This window comes from Vibrio sp. RE88 (assembly GCF_013113835.1).
Taxonomy (GTDB): Bacteria; Pseudomonadota; Gammaproteobacteria; order Enterobacterales; family Vibrionaceae; genus Vibrio.
In genome coordinates, this window is record NZ_VTYQ01000007.1 from 300,855 (window position 1) to 315,939 (window position 15,085).

At 45.9% G+C, this 15,085-nt stretch carries 19 protein-coding genes; 3 read left to right on the plus strand and 16 right to left on the minus strand.

What is annotated here, in order from left to right; translation table 11 throughout:
* Window positions 1-30: 30 nt before the first annotated feature.
* The 4 genes from trmD to ffh all read right to left on the minus strand — a co-directional run bounded on the left by trmD (window position 31) and on the right by ffh (window position 3,228).
* Window positions 31-774 (minus strand): tRNA (guanosine(37)-N1)-methyltransferase TrmD, encoded by a 744-nt coding sequence (trmD, locus tag F0265_RS17920; RefSeq protein ID WP_006958144.1) that lies wholly within the window; start codon window positions 772-774, stop codon window positions 31-33.
* A 27-nt stretch (window positions 775-801) separates the two neighbouring features.
* On the minus strand, window positions 802-1,350 hold the full coding sequence (rimM, locus tag F0265_RS17925; protein WP_029236289.1) for a ribosome maturation factor RimM: 549 nt from the start codon (window positions 1,348-1,350) through the stop codon (window positions 802-804).
* A gap of 29 nt (window positions 1,351-1,379) precedes the next feature.
* The gene (gene rpsP / locus F0265_RS17930) at window positions 1,380-1,628 is read right to left on the minus strand and encodes a 30S ribosomal protein S16 (RefSeq protein WP_005438039.1); all 249 of its coding nucleotides are present in this window, start codon (window positions 1,626-1,628) and stop codon (window positions 1,380-1,382) included.
* 208 nt (window positions 1,629-1,836) lie between these two features.
* The gene (ffh, locus tag F0265_RS17935; protein ID WP_021458280.1) at window positions 1,837-3,228 is read right to left on the minus strand and encodes a signal recognition particle protein; all 1,392 of its coding nucleotides are present in this window, start codon (window positions 3,226-3,228) and stop codon (window positions 1,837-1,839) included.
* 205 nt (window positions 3,229-3,433) lie between these two features.
* On the opposite strand from ffh, the gene F0265_RS17940 reads away from it, so the two are divergent.
* Window positions 3,434-4,228, plus strand: coding sequence for an inner membrane protein YpjD (locus F0265_RS17940; RefSeq protein ID WP_038164050.1), 795 nt, complete (start codon window positions 3,434-3,436; stop codon window positions 4,226-4,228).
* A gap of 122 nt (window positions 4,229-4,350) precedes the next feature.
* Complete coding sequence (locus F0265_RS17945; RefSeq protein ID WP_006958148.1) at window positions 4,351-5,625, plus strand: CNNM domain-containing protein; 1,275 nt, start codon at window positions 4,351-4,353, stop codon at window positions 5,623-5,625.
* Window positions 5,626-5,693: 68 nt separating this feature from the next.
* Here the strand turns inward: F0265_RS17945 and rpoS are convergent, their stop codons facing one another.
* From rpoS to folB, 11 genes are all read right to left on the minus strand, one after another.
* Complete coding sequence (rpoS, locus tag F0265_RS17950; protein ID WP_171749898.1) at window positions 5,694-6,677, minus strand: RNA polymerase sigma factor RpoS; 984 nt, start codon at window positions 6,675-6,677, stop codon at window positions 5,694-5,696.
* A gap of 66 nt (window positions 6,678-6,743) precedes the next feature.
* Complete coding sequence (gene nlpD / locus F0265_RS17955; RefSeq protein ID WP_171749899.1) at window positions 6,744-7,655, minus strand: murein hydrolase activator NlpD; 912 nt, start codon at window positions 7,653-7,655, stop codon at window positions 6,744-6,746.
* Between the two features lie 2 nt (window positions 7,656-7,657).
* Window positions 7,658-8,284 carry a protein-L-isoaspartate(D-aspartate) O-methyltransferase gene (locus F0265_RS17960; protein ID WP_171749900.1) on the minus strand — a complete coding sequence of 209 codons (627 nt, stop codon included), beginning with the start codon at window positions 8,282-8,284 and terminating at the stop codon, window positions 7,658-7,660.
* Window positions 8,285-8,286: 2 nt separating this feature from the next.
* On the minus strand, window positions 8,287-9,030 hold the full coding sequence (gene surE, locus F0265_RS17965; RefSeq protein ID WP_029236288.1) for a 5'/3'-nucleotidase SurE: 744 nt from the start codon (window positions 9,028-9,030) through the stop codon (window positions 8,287-8,289).
* A gap of 11 nt (window positions 9,031-9,041) precedes the next feature.
* Entirely contained in the window at window positions 9,042-10,088 is a 1,047-nt protein-coding gene (gene truD, locus F0265_RS17970; RefSeq protein ID WP_171749901.1) for a tRNA pseudouridine(13) synthase TruD, read from the minus strand.
* A gap of 46 nt (window positions 10,089-10,134) precedes the next feature.
* Window positions 10,135-10,614, minus strand: a complete 480-nt coding sequence (ispF, locus tag F0265_RS17975) for a 2-C-methyl-D-erythritol 2,4-cyclodiphosphate synthase (protein WP_019277514.1) — start codon at window positions 10,612-10,614, stop codon at window positions 10,135-10,137.
* Window positions 10,615-10,617: 3 nt separating this feature from the next.
* Window positions 10,618-11,322 carry a 2-C-methyl-D-erythritol 4-phosphate cytidylyltransferase gene (ispD, locus tag F0265_RS17980; protein WP_171749902.1) on the minus strand — a complete coding sequence of 235 codons (705 nt, stop codon included), beginning with the start codon at window positions 11,320-11,322 and terminating at the stop codon, window positions 10,618-10,620.
* 2 nt (window positions 11,323-11,324) lie between these two features.
* Window positions 11,325-11,603 (minus strand): cell division protein FtsB, encoded by a 279-nt coding sequence (gene ftsB, locus F0265_RS17985; RefSeq protein WP_019277512.1) that lies wholly within the window; start codon window positions 11,601-11,603, stop codon window positions 11,325-11,327.
* 112 nt (window positions 11,604-11,715) lie between these two features.
* A complete protein-coding gene (locus F0265_RS17990; protein WP_038509614.1) occupies window positions 11,716-12,519 on the minus strand; it encodes an undecaprenyl-diphosphate phosphatase in 804 nt (267 codons plus the stop codon).
* A gap of 11 nt (window positions 12,520-12,530) precedes the next feature.
* Window positions 12,531-13,025: a 2-amino-4-hydroxy-6-hydroxymethyldihydropteridine diphosphokinase gene (gene folK, locus F0265_RS17995; protein WP_171749903.1), complete on the minus strand. Its 495-nt coding sequence runs from the start codon at window positions 13,023-13,025 to the stop codon at window positions 12,531-12,533.
* Window positions 13,022-13,375 carry a dihydroneopterin aldolase gene (gene folB / locus F0265_RS18000; RefSeq protein ID WP_171749904.1) on the minus strand — a complete coding sequence of 118 codons (354 nt, stop codon included), beginning with the start codon at window positions 13,373-13,375 and terminating at the stop codon, window positions 13,022-13,024. The genes folK and folB overlap by 4 nt, the downstream gene beginning before the upstream one ends.
* Window positions 13,376-13,533: 158 nt before the next feature.
* On the opposite strand from folB, the gene plsY reads away from it, so the two are divergent.
* The gene (gene plsY, locus F0265_RS18005; RefSeq protein WP_171749905.1) at window positions 13,534-14,145 is read left to right on the plus strand and encodes a glycerol-3-phosphate 1-O-acyltransferase PlsY; all 612 of its coding nucleotides are present in this window, start codon (window positions 13,534-13,536) and stop codon (window positions 14,143-14,145) included.
* Window positions 14,146-14,162: 17 nt separating this feature from the next.
* On the opposite strand, the gene F0265_RS18010 is transcribed toward plsY, so the two are convergent.
* Entirely contained in the window at window positions 14,163-14,978 is an 816-nt protein-coding gene (locus F0265_RS18010) for an alpha/beta fold hydrolase (protein ID WP_171749906.1), read from the minus strand.
* Window positions 14,979-15,085 lie beyond the last annotated feature (107 nt).

A 15,085-nucleotide genomic window follows, 5' to 3' on the forward strand; every position in this document is an offset into this window, starting at 1 on the left:
CTAGAATAAACTGATACTAAATTTAATAGGTTACTTCGCGTTATGTTCTTTAATGAACTCAGCGAGTAATAATTCCTGTTCGTCAGTCAGAGCTAGGTTTTCCAGGAGCTCTGGTCTTCTTATCCAGGTACGGCCTAACGACTGCTTGAGTCGCCAGCGACGAATGTCCTTGTGGTTACCGGATTTCAGTACCGTCGGTACCTCTTCTCCATCTAACACTTCCGGACGCGTATAGTGCGGACAGTCCAATAAACCATTGGCAAAAGAATCTTCTTCTGCTGACGCAAAATCTCCCAGTACCCCCGGTATAAACCGAGATACCGAGTCGATTAGCGTCATGGCCGGAATCTCTCCACCCGTCATCACGAAATCTCCGATTGACCATTCTTCGTCAACCTCAGATTGGATGATACGCTCATCTACCCCTTCGTAGCGGCCGCAAATCAGAAGTAAATTCTCATTTGTTGCCAGCTCTTCCACCCCTTGCTGGTCGAGTTTACGACCTTGAGGTGATAGGTAAATAACTTTCGTCTTACCCGGTGAGGCTTGTTTAGCGGTATGGATAGCATCGCGCAAAGGCTGAACCATCATAAGCATACCTGGGCCACCACCGTAAGGTCTGTCATCGACAGTTCGATGCTTGTCGTGAGTGAAATCACGAGGATTCCAAGTCTCAATCGACAAGAGACCTTTCTTAACCGCTTGACCTGTTACTCCAAAATCAGTAACAGAACGGAACATTTCAGGAAATAGGCTAATTACGCCAACCCACATGTTTATCTCGCTCTGATAATTTGGAGTTTAGAATCCAGGATCCCAGTCAACTTCGATCCGTTGAGCTTCACGATCAATCAACTTGATCACTTGCTCTTCAAGGAACGGAATTAATCGTTCCTTTTGCCCAAAAGCATCTTTCAAATTTGCTTTAACCACCAAAACATCGTTGGAACCCGTTTCAAGCATGTCAGAGACAGTGCCTAAGTCATAACCTTTATCAGTTACAACCTGCATTCCAATCAAATCACGCCAGTAGAACTCATCTTCTGGCAATTCTGGCAGTACCGCAGGGTCAATTGCGATTTCAAAGTTAGTCAGTAATTGCGCGTCTTCGCGCACATCCAGACCTTCCAGCTTTACCACCAAACCTTTGTTATGGCGCTTCCAGCTTTCTACTTTTCGCTCAACCCACTCACCTTTTTGGTTAATAAACCAAGGTGCGTAATCAAATATGCTTTCGGTATTGTCTGTGTAGGAAAAAACTTTAAGCCAGCCACGAATGCCGTAAGTAGCACCAAACTTACCTACAACAATCTTCTCGCTGCTCATTGTTTCATTACCTTTCATCGACATAAGCTAATTACTACTTCTTAAATTAAGAATTAAGCCGCTTTTTGAGCGTCTTTAACTAGCTTAGCTACGCGGTCAGATAGAGATGCGCCTTGACCAACCCAGTGGTTAACGCGATCTAGGTCTAGACGTAGACCTTCTTCTTGACCTTTAGCCGTTGGGTTGAAGAAACCAACTTTCTCGATGAAACGGCCAGTTGCAGCATTGCGGCTGTCCGCTACTACGATTTGATAAAATGGACGCTTCTTAGCGCCGTGACGTGCCAAACGAATGGTTACCATGTCGTCCTCTTTGCTTTCTCAAAAATAAAATTAACCCCAGGAACTGCTTAATGAAAAACAGTTTGGGGTCTCGTGCCAAAATAAAGCTCCGGAATTTTACTCTTATTCCGGAGCAATGCAAGGTATTTAGCTACTTTTTCACCAACATAAAACGAGATCTAAGTTTGTGACCTAGCTAACACCTTGAAATTTTTATCGCAGGGGAATTTTAACGCCCAAATGGGTTGAAGCCACCGCCTCCACCCATACCGCCCATGCCACCCATCATGCCTTGCATGTTGCGCATCATGCCTTTCATTCCACCCTTCTGCATTTTCTTCATCATCTTCTGCATCTGAGTGAATTGCTTGAGCAGGCGGTTAACATCCTGAACCTGAGTACCAGAACCCGCAGCAATACGTTTCTTACGCGAGCCTTTAATCAACTCAGGACGTTGGCGTTCTTTCATGGTCATGGAATTGATGATGGCTTCCATTTGCTTAAACATCTTGTCGTCGACTTTGTCTTTGACGTTGTCTGGCAAATTGCTCATGCCTGGCAGCTTATCCATCATGCCCATCATGCCGCCCATGTTCTGCATCTGACCAAGTTGTTCACGGAAGTCTTCAAGGTCGAAGCCTTTCTTCTCTTTAAACTTCTTCGCCAGCTTCTCTGCTTTCTCAGTATCAACATTACGTTGTAGATCTTCGATAAGCGACAGTACGTCCCCCATACCAAGAATACGTGAAGCAACGCGATCAGGGTGGAATGGTTCTAGTGCATCGGTTTTCTCACCGACACCCAAGAATTTAATTGGTTTACCTGTGATATGACGAACCGAAAGTGCTGCACCACCACGTGCATCACCATCGACCTTGGTTAGGATCACACCCGTCAGTGGTAACGCATCGCCAAACGCTTTCGCTGTGTTTGCGGCATCCTGACCTGTCATTGCATCGACAACAAACAGAGTTTCAACAGGATCAATTGCAGAGTGAAGCTCTTGGATCTCACCCATCATCTGCTCATCAATCGCTAGGCGACCCGCTGTATCGACAAGAAGAACGTCATAGAATTTCTTCTTCGCATGGTCTATTGCAGCATTGGCAATATCAATCGGCTTTTGATCAGGCGAAGATGGGAAGAAATCGACACCAATGTCTGAAGCCAGCGTTTCTAGCTGTTTGATCGCCGCTGGGCGATAAACGTCCGCAGAGACAACTAAGACTTTTTTCTTGTCTCTCTCTTTTAACAGCTTAGAAAGCTTGCCAACCGAGGTAGTTTTACCCGCACCTTGCAAACCTGCCATAAGGATCACAGCTGGCGGCTGTGCCGCAAGGTTTAAAGCCTCATTGGATTCACCCATTACGGCTTCAAGTTCAGATTGAACAATCTTAATGAACTCTTGGCCAGGCGTTAGAGACTTAGATACCTCTACACCTACAGCACCTTCTTTTACGCGTTTAACAAAATCACGTACAACCGGAAGAGCTACGTCGGCTTCAAGCAGCGCCATGCGCACTTCACGCAAAGTGTCTTTTATATTGTCTTCGGTCAAACGACCTTTACCGCTGATATTCTTCAGCGTTTTGGATAATCGATCCGTTAAATTCTCAAACATCTTAGTCTCTTTACCTGAGCGACTCACAGTGTAGTCGCCCTAAAATGACGACAAATTATTGTGAGTATACCTTAGCCAGTCCTCGCTTTGCACTGCCGTGATAACATTTGATCTCTCCCGTGACACAAATCAGGGAGATAAGTCATAGCCCAAGCTGTTGATGCAAGGTATAATTTGTTAAAAATCCACCAGATCTTAGAGAAGAATGGACAACTTAATCGCCGTTGCTGCTGCAATACTCTATTTCTTAGCAATAGCAACCATAGTACCGGGGCTTGTACATCAAACAGGGATCCGAGCAAAAACTGTCTTGATCAGTGCTTTCTTAGCGCTCGCTTTTCATGCCTGGTTATTAAGTGATTTGATTATTGAAGGATCAGGGCAGAATTTGAGTATCCTCAATGTCGCTTCCTTGATCAGTTTTATTATTTCTCTGGTTTTAAGTCTGGCGATGCTACGAACACGACTGTGGTTTCTTCTGCCCGTGGTATATAGCTTTGCGGCAATCAACTTATCTGCAGCCGCTTTCTTACCCAGTACGTTTATTACTCATTTAGAGCAAGATCCAAAACTGCTGATCCACATTTCTCTGGCACTTTTCTCATACTCAACGCTGACCATTGGTGCTCTTTATGCTCTGCAACTGGCTTGGTTAGATCACAAATTAAAAACCAAAAAAGCCTTAGTGATTAACCCGAACCTACCACCATTGCTGATGGTCGAGCGACAACTCTTTAAGATCATCTTGGTTGGCAACCTGCTGCTAACCGGCACCTTGCTCACTGGCTTTATTTTTGTGCAAGATATGTTTGCTCAAGGAAAAGCGCACAAAGGCATCTTGTCCTTTATTGCCTGGGTGGTGTACTCCATTCTGCTCTGGGGTCACTATCAGAAAGGATGGCGGGGTCGGAAAGTGACTTGGTTTGCCGTTGCCGGAGCGACTTTGCTAACACTGGCTTATTTTGGCAGCCGCTTTGTTCGCGAGATCATTCTTAACTAATTGATATTCAAAGGTGCATAGACTGCACCTTTCTTTTACAATACTTCGCCCGATACCTGAGATTGACTTAGCGCTTTTGTTAGGTCATAAATTAATCAAACATCAAAAGGAAAAGATAAGTTTTGGACGACATATCAACGGGTCTCTTGTTTGCGCTACTCGCGTGTCTGATTGTTATTTCAGGATATTTCTCAGGTTCAGAAACCGGCATGATGGCTCTGAATCGCTACCGTCTCAAACACCTTGCGAATAATGGGCATAAAGGCGCTAAACGCGTCGAAAAGCTATTGGATCGCCCAGATCGTTTGATTGGTTTGATTCTCATTGGCAATAACCTCGTCAATATTCTCGCCTCAGCAATCGCGACTATTCTCGGAATGCGCTTATACGGTGATATCGGGGTTGCCATTGCAACGGGTGCGCTAACAATGGTGATCCTCGTTTTCGCAGAGGTAACACCAAAAACGCTGGCAGCACTCTACCCCGAGCGCGTTTCCTACGCGAGCAGTATCCTTCTCAGCATCTTGATGAAGTTACTGTCACCACTAGTGATGCTGGTTAACTTCATTACTAATGGCTTTATACGCTTGCTTGGCATTCGGGCTAATCACGGTGGTGATGATCATCTTAGTTCAGAAGAACTGCGTACAGTCGTTAACGAAGCCGGTAGCCTGATCCCAAGACGCCACCAGGATATGTTGATTTCCATCCTTGACCTTGAGCATGTCACCGTTAATGACATCATGGTGCCGAGAAACGAAATCACAGGCATCGATATTAATGATGACTGGAAGTCTATTGTCCGCCAGCTGACCCACTCTCCTCATGGTCGCGTCGTGTTATACCGCGACCAGATTGACGAAGTCGTCGGTATGCTGCGCTTACGTGAATCTTACCGACTGATGCTGGAAAAAAACGAGTTTAACAAAGAGACTCTACTCAGAGCCGCAGACGAAGTTTACTTTATTCCAGAAGGCACTCCGCTCAATATTCAGCTGTTGAAGTTTCAACGTAATAAAGAACGTATCGGACTTATCGTCAACGAATACGGTGACATCATAGGCTTGATTACACTGGAAGATATTCTTGAAGAGATTGTTGGCGAATTCACCACTTCGATTGCACCAAGTTTATCCGAAGAAATCACCCCACAAGGTGATGGCAGTTTCTTAATTGAGGGCAGTGCAAATATTCGCGATATCAACAAAGGGTTAATGTGGAAGCTACCAACTGACGGTCCTCGCACATTGAATGGTTTGATCCTTGAGCATTTAGAGGATATTCCTGAAAGCCACCTGAGCGTTCAAGTGTCAGGGCACCCAATGGAAATCGTCGAGTTAGAAGAGAACCGTATTAAGCTGGTCAAGGTGTTTCCAAGTAACGCCAAAGAAAGTTAATAAATAGCAGAACATAAAATAATAAAGCCTTGGCAATGCCAAGGCTTTTTTCTTTACTTAAGAAGTACTTACTCTTCGTTCATGCTGAACAGGCTTTCCATATTCAGACCCTGTTTGATCAGGATCTCTCTTAAACGGCGTAGGCCTTCAACCTGAATCTGACGAACACGTTCACGAGTTAGGTTAATTTCACGTCCTACTTCTTCCAGTGTTGACGGCTCGTAACCCAACAATCCAAAACGACGTGCTAAGACTTCTTTCTGCTTAGGATTCAGTTCATCCAGCCAATGGATCAATGAAGACTTGATATCATCGTCTTGAGTCGACACTTCAGGATCTGAGTTGTTCACATCTGGAATGATATCCAGCAGTGCTTTTTCACCATCACCACCGATAGGGGTATCTACAGAACTAATTCGTTCGTTGAGGCGTAGCATCTTGCTGACATCGTCGACTGGCTTGTCGAGTTGCGTAGCAATCTCTTCTGCCGTTGGTTCGTGGTCCAGCTTCTGTGATAGCTCACGAGCAGTACGCAGATAGATGTTCAGCTCTTTGACCACATGAATCGGCAAACGTATGGTGCGAGTTTGATTCATCAAAGCACGTTCAATCGTTTGGCGGATCCACCAAGTAGCATAGGTCGAGAATCGGAACCCTCTCTCTGGGTCAAACTTTTCAACCGCGCGAATCAAGCCCAAGTTGCCTTCTTCAATCAGATCAAGCAGAGCAAGCCCACGGTTGCTGTATCGACGGGAAATTTTCACCACTAAGCGAAGATTACTTTCAATCATACGTTTACGCGCAGCTTCGTCACCTCTTAGGGCACGGCGGGCGTACAAAACTTCTTCTTCTGCGGTGAGTAGTGGAGAGAAACCAATTTCTCCCAAGTAAAGTTGAGTGGCATCCAAGCTTTTCGTGGAAGCGTCAAACTCCTCTTTGACGTCCTCTGCTTGAGTGCGGTTGGCGGTAGTGAGTCCATTTGCCTGAACTGATTCCATTGTTGGTTCAAGTTCGAACTCTTCGACTTTCGTTGCTGTATTGCTGATACTCATAGCGCCTCCCCCTGGCGAGCTAGCAAGACATTACTACTTCTAATGTCGCTATTTACCTATTAAGTATTAGGGTAAGTAGCGTTTTGGATTCACTGACTTACCTTGATAGCGAATTTCAAAGTGTAGACGAACACTGTTGGTTCCAGAACTGCCCATCGTTGCGATTTTCTGGCCTGCTTTTACACTTTGTCCTTCGTGTACGAGCAACCGTTCATTATGCGCATAAGCACTGAGGTAGTTATCGTTATGTTTGATAATCACGAGATTACCATAACCGCGCAGCGCGTTACCCGAATAAACAACGGTGCCATTAGCTGTAGACGTTATCGGCTGACCTCGCTGTCCTGCAATGTCGATGCCTTTATTCCCTTGATCTCCAGCTGAGAAGTTTTTGATTACCCTCCCTTTGGTTGGCCATAACCATTTAGAGATTTTCTCATTCTTTGGTTTAGAGCTACTGACCGATTTGTTAACGTTTTGTTTACTTTTAGAACCAACATACTCCTTTGATTTTGATTGATCAACCTTCTTAACTGGATCTTTTTTAACCGATTTTTGTTTATTTTGCGCGCTTTGCGCGCTAATTGCTTGATTCGAGTTTTTACTCGATTTTACAGATGGTGTTGATGCCGCTGCGACAACAACAGGTGCAGATACCGCACCCGCGCCTGTACCACCGTACGCTGGTGGGTTATATGCAGGTTGCCAAAGTTTTAGTTTTTGACCAGGAAAGATGGTGTATGGCGCCGTTAAGCCATTGTAACGAATGATATCTTTTACATCTTTATCTGTGACGTACGCAATAAAGTAAAGCGTGTCACCTTTCTTGACCTGATAGTAACTGCCTCGATAGCTGCCACGTGAGATAGAGCTGTAGTCTTTGTTAAGACCTGAAACTGGCGCGGGGGAATGAGCAGCACATCCAATCAGTATGCTACTTAAGGCCACAACAGGAATAAACTTAGACCAACACTTCATAGTTAAGCAAGTTCACCAGCGATCAGGGGAACAAAACGTACATCTTCGATAATTTGGGATAAAAACTCATCGCCCTGACGGGTAATTTTCAGTAACTGCTGGACACCCTCACCGACTGGAATCACCAGAATACCTCCTTCCGAGAGCTGTTCAAGCAATACAGGAGGAACGGAAGCTGCTGCAGCGGTGACAATAATTGCGTCAAATGGTCCTTTCACGGCCCAGCCCTGCCACCCATCTCCATGTTTCGTCGACACATTGTAAATATCCAACTGCTTAAGGCGGCGCTTTGCTTCCCACTGGAGAGACTTGATGCGCTCTATCGAGTAAACATGTTCCACCAGCTGAGCCAGTACAGCCGTCTGATAACCAGAGCCCGTCCCCACCTCTAAGACTTTGCTTGTCGAGCGAAGTTCAAGCATTTCCGTCATCTTAGCAACAATATAGGGCTGAGAGATGGTCTGCCCCTGACCGATGGGTAACGCGTTGTTGTCATACGCTTGATGTACCATCGCCTGAGAAACAAACCGTTCTCGCGGCAAAGCATAAATTGCCTTGATCACGTTTTGATCCTGAATGCCGCTGGCGACCAGAAAGTCGATCAATCTATCGGCATGTGGATTCGTCATTCTTACTTGTCCTTCAACCAGTTATCCATACTGCGTAACGACTCATGAGCCGTCAGGTCTACTTGTAGCGGAGTCAGTGAAACAAAGCCCTGCTCGATGGCATAGAAATCCGTACCTTCTCCAGCGTCTTGCTCCTTGCCCGGAGGCCCTAACCAATAAATATCATGACCTCGAGGATCTTGCTGCTTGATCATCGCTTCCGCGTGATGGCGCGCACCTAACCGGGTGACACTGATACCTTTCAGCGCATCTGATGGCAGATCGGGAATATTGATATTTAATAATCGATTGGTTGGTATCGGAGTCGCAAGGTGCTGCTCGACAATATCTCTTGCGATATGAGCAGCCGTTGCAAAGTGAGTTTTACCAACCAAAGAAAAGGCTATCGACTGAACCCCAAGGAAATGCCCTTCCATTGCAGCGGCCACCGTACCGGAATAAAGCACATCATCGCCCAAGTTGGCACCGTGATTAATGCCCGTCAGAACCAAATCCGGAAGGTCATCTTTCATTAACTCATTTAGTGCAAAGTGCACACAATCGGTAGGTGTTCCCTGAACAGAATATATACCTGCCGATAACTCTTTGACACGCAGAGGCTGTTCAAGCGTGAGTGAGTTTGATGCACCAGAGCGATTTCGGTCAGGCGCCACAATGGTAATCTCGGCAAGATCGCCCAATGCTTCAGCCAGAGCATGAATCCCTTCAGCATGCACTCCATCATCGTTACTTAATAATATTTTCAGTGCTTTCTCACTCATTCGTAGCTGCGCTCCACTTCCTGTTCCTGAATCAACTCACGAATGATTGCGGTGGCGAAGCAGCCGGCATCCAAAGAGAATCGCAGTGTGATCGCGTCCTGCTCAACACTCCAAGAGAGACCCTGAGGTTTTAGCGCGACAGGACGGCGGTCATGACGCATACGATTTCCGCGAATCAGGGCCATCAAGTCAGGCTCCGCATCCAGGTGGGGCTGTTCCAAAGCCAGCGCCTTCTCTGTAGTAGGCAGAGCATTGTCACCCGCCATCGCTGCCGTTATCTGAGCATCGCCTTGCTTAACGGTCTCGTTAAGTTTTGTCAGTGCTTCTGATTCAGCAATGACAACCCCTTCAGAAGCTTGAATACAATCACCTTCAACAACCAGATTAAACACGTCTTGTTCAATGCGTTGTGACACTATATTGTTGAAGATCCACGAGCGTGCTGCCGAAAGATACAAGCTTCTTTTATTTTGGTTTCGAGTGCGCACATTCTCACGGCCCCAACGTCTTGCTTCATTGAGATTGTTACCGTTGTTCCCGAAACGCTGACTTCCAAAATAATTTGGAACACCGTGTTGGCGGATGGATTCCAGTCGCACAACTACATCTTCGACATCACTTACTTCTGTCAACGTGATGATAAAATCGTTTCCGATTGAGTCACCTGGGCGTAATTTTTTGTTGTGGCGGCTGGTTTCAACAATCTCAATACTTGGATGTTGACTGAGAAACGCTCTGAAATCAGGAGTATCCCCTTTAGGCAGGTGAACACTTAGCCACTGCTCAGTCACAGCATGACGATCTTTTAAACCAGCCCAGCTGACATCTTTCGATTTCACGCCGCAGGCTTTCGCCAGCTCATTCGCAACGAAGCTGGTGTTCTCTCCCGTCTTACGGATGCGCACCATCAGATGCTCTCCTTCGCCCGTAAAGGCAAAGCCAAGATCCTCGTTAACCTGAAAATGCTGCGGCTGGGCTTTCAACTTCCCCGTGGCTTGAGGTTTTCCATTCAAATAGGCAAGTGAAGATAGAATGTCAGTCATAATGTTACCGTTACCCCTTTAAGCGATAGTCACCAAGGCGTAGTTTTTATTGTTGTTTTATAAGTAATACGACCGCTTCGGTCGCAATACCTTCTTTGCGGCCAGTGAAACCAAGGCGCTCAGTCGTTGTCGCTTTGACATTCACATTGCCAATATCCGTTTCAAGATCTTGTGCAATCACTTCACACATCGCCGTGATATGCGGGGCCATTTTGGGTGCTTGAGCCATAATGGTGACGTCCGCATTTCCCAGTATATACCCTTGTTCTTTCACTCTGCGGTACACGTCGCGCAGCAAATCCCGGCTGTCCGCCCCTTTCCATTCATCATCGGTATCAGGAAAGTGACGACCAATATCACCCGCTGCAATGGCTCCGAGTAACGCGTCACATAGAGCATGCAGAGCAACATCTCCATCTGAGTGAGCGATCAGCCCCTGCTCATACGGTACAGAAACACCACCTATAATTACCGGACCTTCGCCACCAAATTTGTGAACGTCGAAGCCGTGACCAATACGAATCATGATTTATCCTTTATTACGATTAAGATAAAACTCTGCGAGCGCTAAATCTTCGGGCTGAGTAATTTTTATATTATCCGCCGAACCCTGTACCAGAGCTGGAGATTGCCCAGACCACTCCATCGCAGACGCTTCGTCAGTAATCGTAATACCTTTCAAAAGCGCCTCACTCAAGGCCGTGGTCAGCTGCTCAGTTTTAAACATTTGTGGAGTCAGTGCGTGCCACAGTGCTTCTCTATCTACAGTATGATCAATATTTTGACCTCTGTTTGCTCTTTTCATTGTGTCTCTGACGGGCGAAGCAAGAATACCTCCAACCTCATGCTGTAGTGACACCTCAATAAGCTTATCTAAATCTCGCTGTTTTACACATGGTCTGGCGGCGTCATGCACCATCACCCAGTCGGCAAGCTGATGGTCACAAACGAACTTCAGCCCAGACAATACGGAATCTGCTCGCTCCTTTCCTCCATCCACTTTTACCACCTGCGGGTTTTGAGCAATAGATAGCAGCGGAAAGTATGGATCACCGTCGGTAATCGATACGATGACTTTGTCTATTTTAGGGTGTTGCAGTAGTTTCTCGACGGTGTGCTCAAGGACGGCTTTATCGTTGATAGAGAGGTACTGCTTTGGGCGATCTGCCTGCATGCGGCTGCCAACACCAGCAGCAGGGACTATAGCGACAATGGAAGGGTTCACTTGTGTCATGCTTAGTTATCATCTCCGACAATGCGGTAAAACGTCTCACCTTCTTTGACCATTCCCAATTCATGGCGAGCACGCTCTTCGATAGCGTCTAGCCCTTGGCGAAGGTCATCAATTTCAGCAAACATTTCATTGTTTCGGTTCTGCAGATTGCCATTGACCTGATGCTGAACTTCAATTTCAGCATTGACCGACTGAAACTCAGAAATGCCATTTTTGCCCAGCCACAAGGTGTACTGCAGCCAGCCTAATAACAAGAGTAAAGTTAGGGCAAAAATTCGCATAAAATATTCTAAGAATGAGAGATATAGAAAGACCACATATATATCATAATGTCGCTTTTCAAGCGAGATTGACGCATGTGGTCTTTACAAAGATATTGATTAACTTCTGCGCTTACTGCATGAGTAAGAATGCAAACAAACCGAAGCCGAGGATCAATCGGTAAATCACGAAAGGTGTCATCCCCATTCTAGAGATCAGTTTCAGGAAGAAGTGAATACATACATAGGCGCTGATAAACGAGGTTACGATCCCTGTCAGCAAAACGCCTAGATGAATAGGGTCGCCACTGCTCACCAATTTTAGACCTAAATAACCACCAGCCAATAGAATAATAGGGATAGACATTAGGAAGGAAAATCTTGCGGCCGCTTCACGGGTAAAGCCCAGGTACAATGCTGCGGTAATCGTCGCGCCAGAACGAGAAGTGCCAGGAATCATGGCCAGTGCCTGAGCAACACCGATAAACAGTGCTTTCTTCCAATCTGCCTGATACTCATCGTCCGCGAGGCTTGAATGTTTATCGACATACCATAGCAATAAACCAAAAACGATGGTGGTGGTCGCAATCACCCAAGCACTGCGCAGATACAATTCTATAAAGTCTTTCATTAGCAAACCAAACACACACGCAGGAATGGTTGCAAGAATTATCATCCACGCCAGTTTTGCTTCTTTACTGCGATCGCCCTTAAAAATAGACGCAAAAAAGGCCGATAGTAACGACACCACTTCACTACGGAAATAGATCATGACGGCTGCCAACGTGCCAACATGCACTGCCACATCGAACGCTAAACCTTGATCTTCCCAACCCAATACTGCAGAAGGGAGGATTAAGTGCGCCGAGCTGGAAATAGGCAAAAACTCAGTAAGACCTTGAATTAAGGCCAGAATAAACGCTTCAAAATAACTCATTAGATACTCAATTATGTTTGGTAATCAAACCAGAGGTCGACTTTGTTTAAGGTTTCTGGATAAGACGATTCGAGCCAGATTTGGCGTATGGTTCGACCATCACCTGGTACACAAAGTTCAGTACACAGCTCATTAAGTGGCTCAATCACAAAACCGTATTTATAGATATCGCTACGAGGCAATTCTGGTGCTTGTTCGGAGACATGATGGCCAAACAAGATGATGTCCAGATCAACGGTTCGCGGCTGAAATTTCTGCGCATGTTCTTCGCGCCCCCATTTGAGCTCAATATGACGCAGTTGTCGTGAAAATTCCGTTAAACTTAATGGAGTTTTCATTTCTACGACAAGGTTATAGAAGGTATCCCCTTCAAACCCAACCGCTTCACACTCATAAATCGTAGACAATCGAAGATCCTGACCAAGATCAGACAACTCAAAAATCGCGGCTTCAATGTGTTTACGCCTTTCTACATTGGATCCTATTCCAATGTATGTGGTATTCATGCCACGCCTCGTTCGATGACCACTCCAACACCCGAAGCTTGTGGCACCGCACCAGGTTTGGTTAGGCGAATCTTGACCCATGGCACACTGAACTGCGTCATGATCAACTGAGCCACTTCTTCAGCCACGCGCTCGACAAGTAAAAAACGGCCAGATTCAATATGAGATAACACCGCTGAGCTGACTTGCGCATAGTCCAGCGCATCAACCACATCATCACTTTTACCTGCTGGTTGATTGTCATGAGCCATTTCAATATCCAAAACCAGCTTTTGTTTGATTTCCTGTTCCCAATCGTAAACGCCGATAGTGGTGATCACTTCTAACTGCTCGATAAATACTTTATCCATGCGCTTTGCTTCCTTTAGAGGTCGGATACCCAAATCAGGTAAAAAGTCGTACTATTTTTATCTCAAACGCCACGCAGTTGGTAGTTTGAGTATTCTAAGCACGATATGATATCAATTACTTGCCTAGCTAACATCTCTTTATAACGAGTAACTTTACTATGACGCCACTAGCACTTGTCATGATCATCTTTGCCTATCTATTGGGCTCGATCTCGAGTGCAGTTTTGATCTGTCGCGTACTCAGACTCCCTGACCCTCGTGGAGTCGGCTCTCACAATCCGGGGGCGACCAACGTGTTGAGAATTGGTGGTAAAAAGGCAGCCGCAGCAGTACTGCTGTGCGATATGCTCAAAGGGACTATTCCCGTCTGGGGTGGTTACTTCCTGAATATTGATCCGCTCATTCTTGGAGTAATTGCGATCGCAGCCTGTTTAGGCCATATGTATCCGATCTTTTTTCATTTTAAAGGTGGTAAAGGCGTTGCGACGGCCTTAGGCGCCATAGCCCCAATAGGGCTCGACTTAACAGCAATGATAATTGCGACATGGCTGCTGGTTGTACTGATTTTTCGTTACTCATCTCTGGCTGCCATCGTCACGGTACTGTTAGCCCCTTTATACACCTGGATGATCAAACCTCAATACACATTACCTGTCGCCATGCTATGTTGCCTGATTGTGTTCAGACACCACCAAAATATCAGACGCTTGTTTGAGGGAACGGAACCCAAAGTCGGAGAGAAAAAGAAAGGATTCAATAAAGCCTCATGATGAGGCCTTATTGTTGTTTAGCTGTATACTTTGGAAAGGAAATTCTGCAGCATTCCGGTAACAAATTCCGGCTGCTCTAGGTTAGCAATGTGACCGGCTTTAGGCACCTGAATAAGCTCAGAGCCGGTAATACAATCGTTCATTAAATACGATTCCAGTACCGGGCGAGGAATATCTTCTTGCCCCACAGCAATCAGCACAGGTAACGCAAACTTTTCAATATCTTCGATCTGGTCTCGACGGCCAAACACCATCCGCCCCATACGTGCGACTTCCGCAGCTTGCTGACCTTTCAGATTAGATAACTTCTCTCGAAACCCAGCCACTAAATCAGGCGACTCTTGCTGTGCATTTCGCGCAAAAAACATCGGAGTAACAATATCAACGATAGGCTCTGGCACCATCTGTGCGGCCGAAATAGTTTCCAACATAGTGAAGTATTTTTTGTGGGTCACTTCTGGTTCTAAACCGACAAACGTATCCATCATAACCAGAGATTTGACACGCTCAGGTGCTAGATTCACCACTTCACTGCCCCACATACCACCAACAGAAAGCCCGATAATCGAAAACTGCTCAACCTCTAGATGGTCCATTAACGCTATAATTTGCTGAGCATAATCCACCAGTGAATTGGTTGAAGCAGGGGCAAAGTCAGACTGACCATGAGCCCAAAAATCCGGCACTATGCAGCGATAGTTTTGACTCAATACTTCAATTTGAGGCGCCCACATTTCGCTGTCCCACAGGTAGCTGTGACCTAAAACAACAACTGGGCCTTGGCCAATATCCTGATACGCCATTTGATGGCCATCTACAGCAAATTTATTCACAGTTTTATCCATTGATAATATTTATAAAATCCAAGAGTATCATTAATGACAAAGTTAACACCTCGGATGTTTTCACTTTATCCGAGAAAAAGAAAAAGGCCGACTCT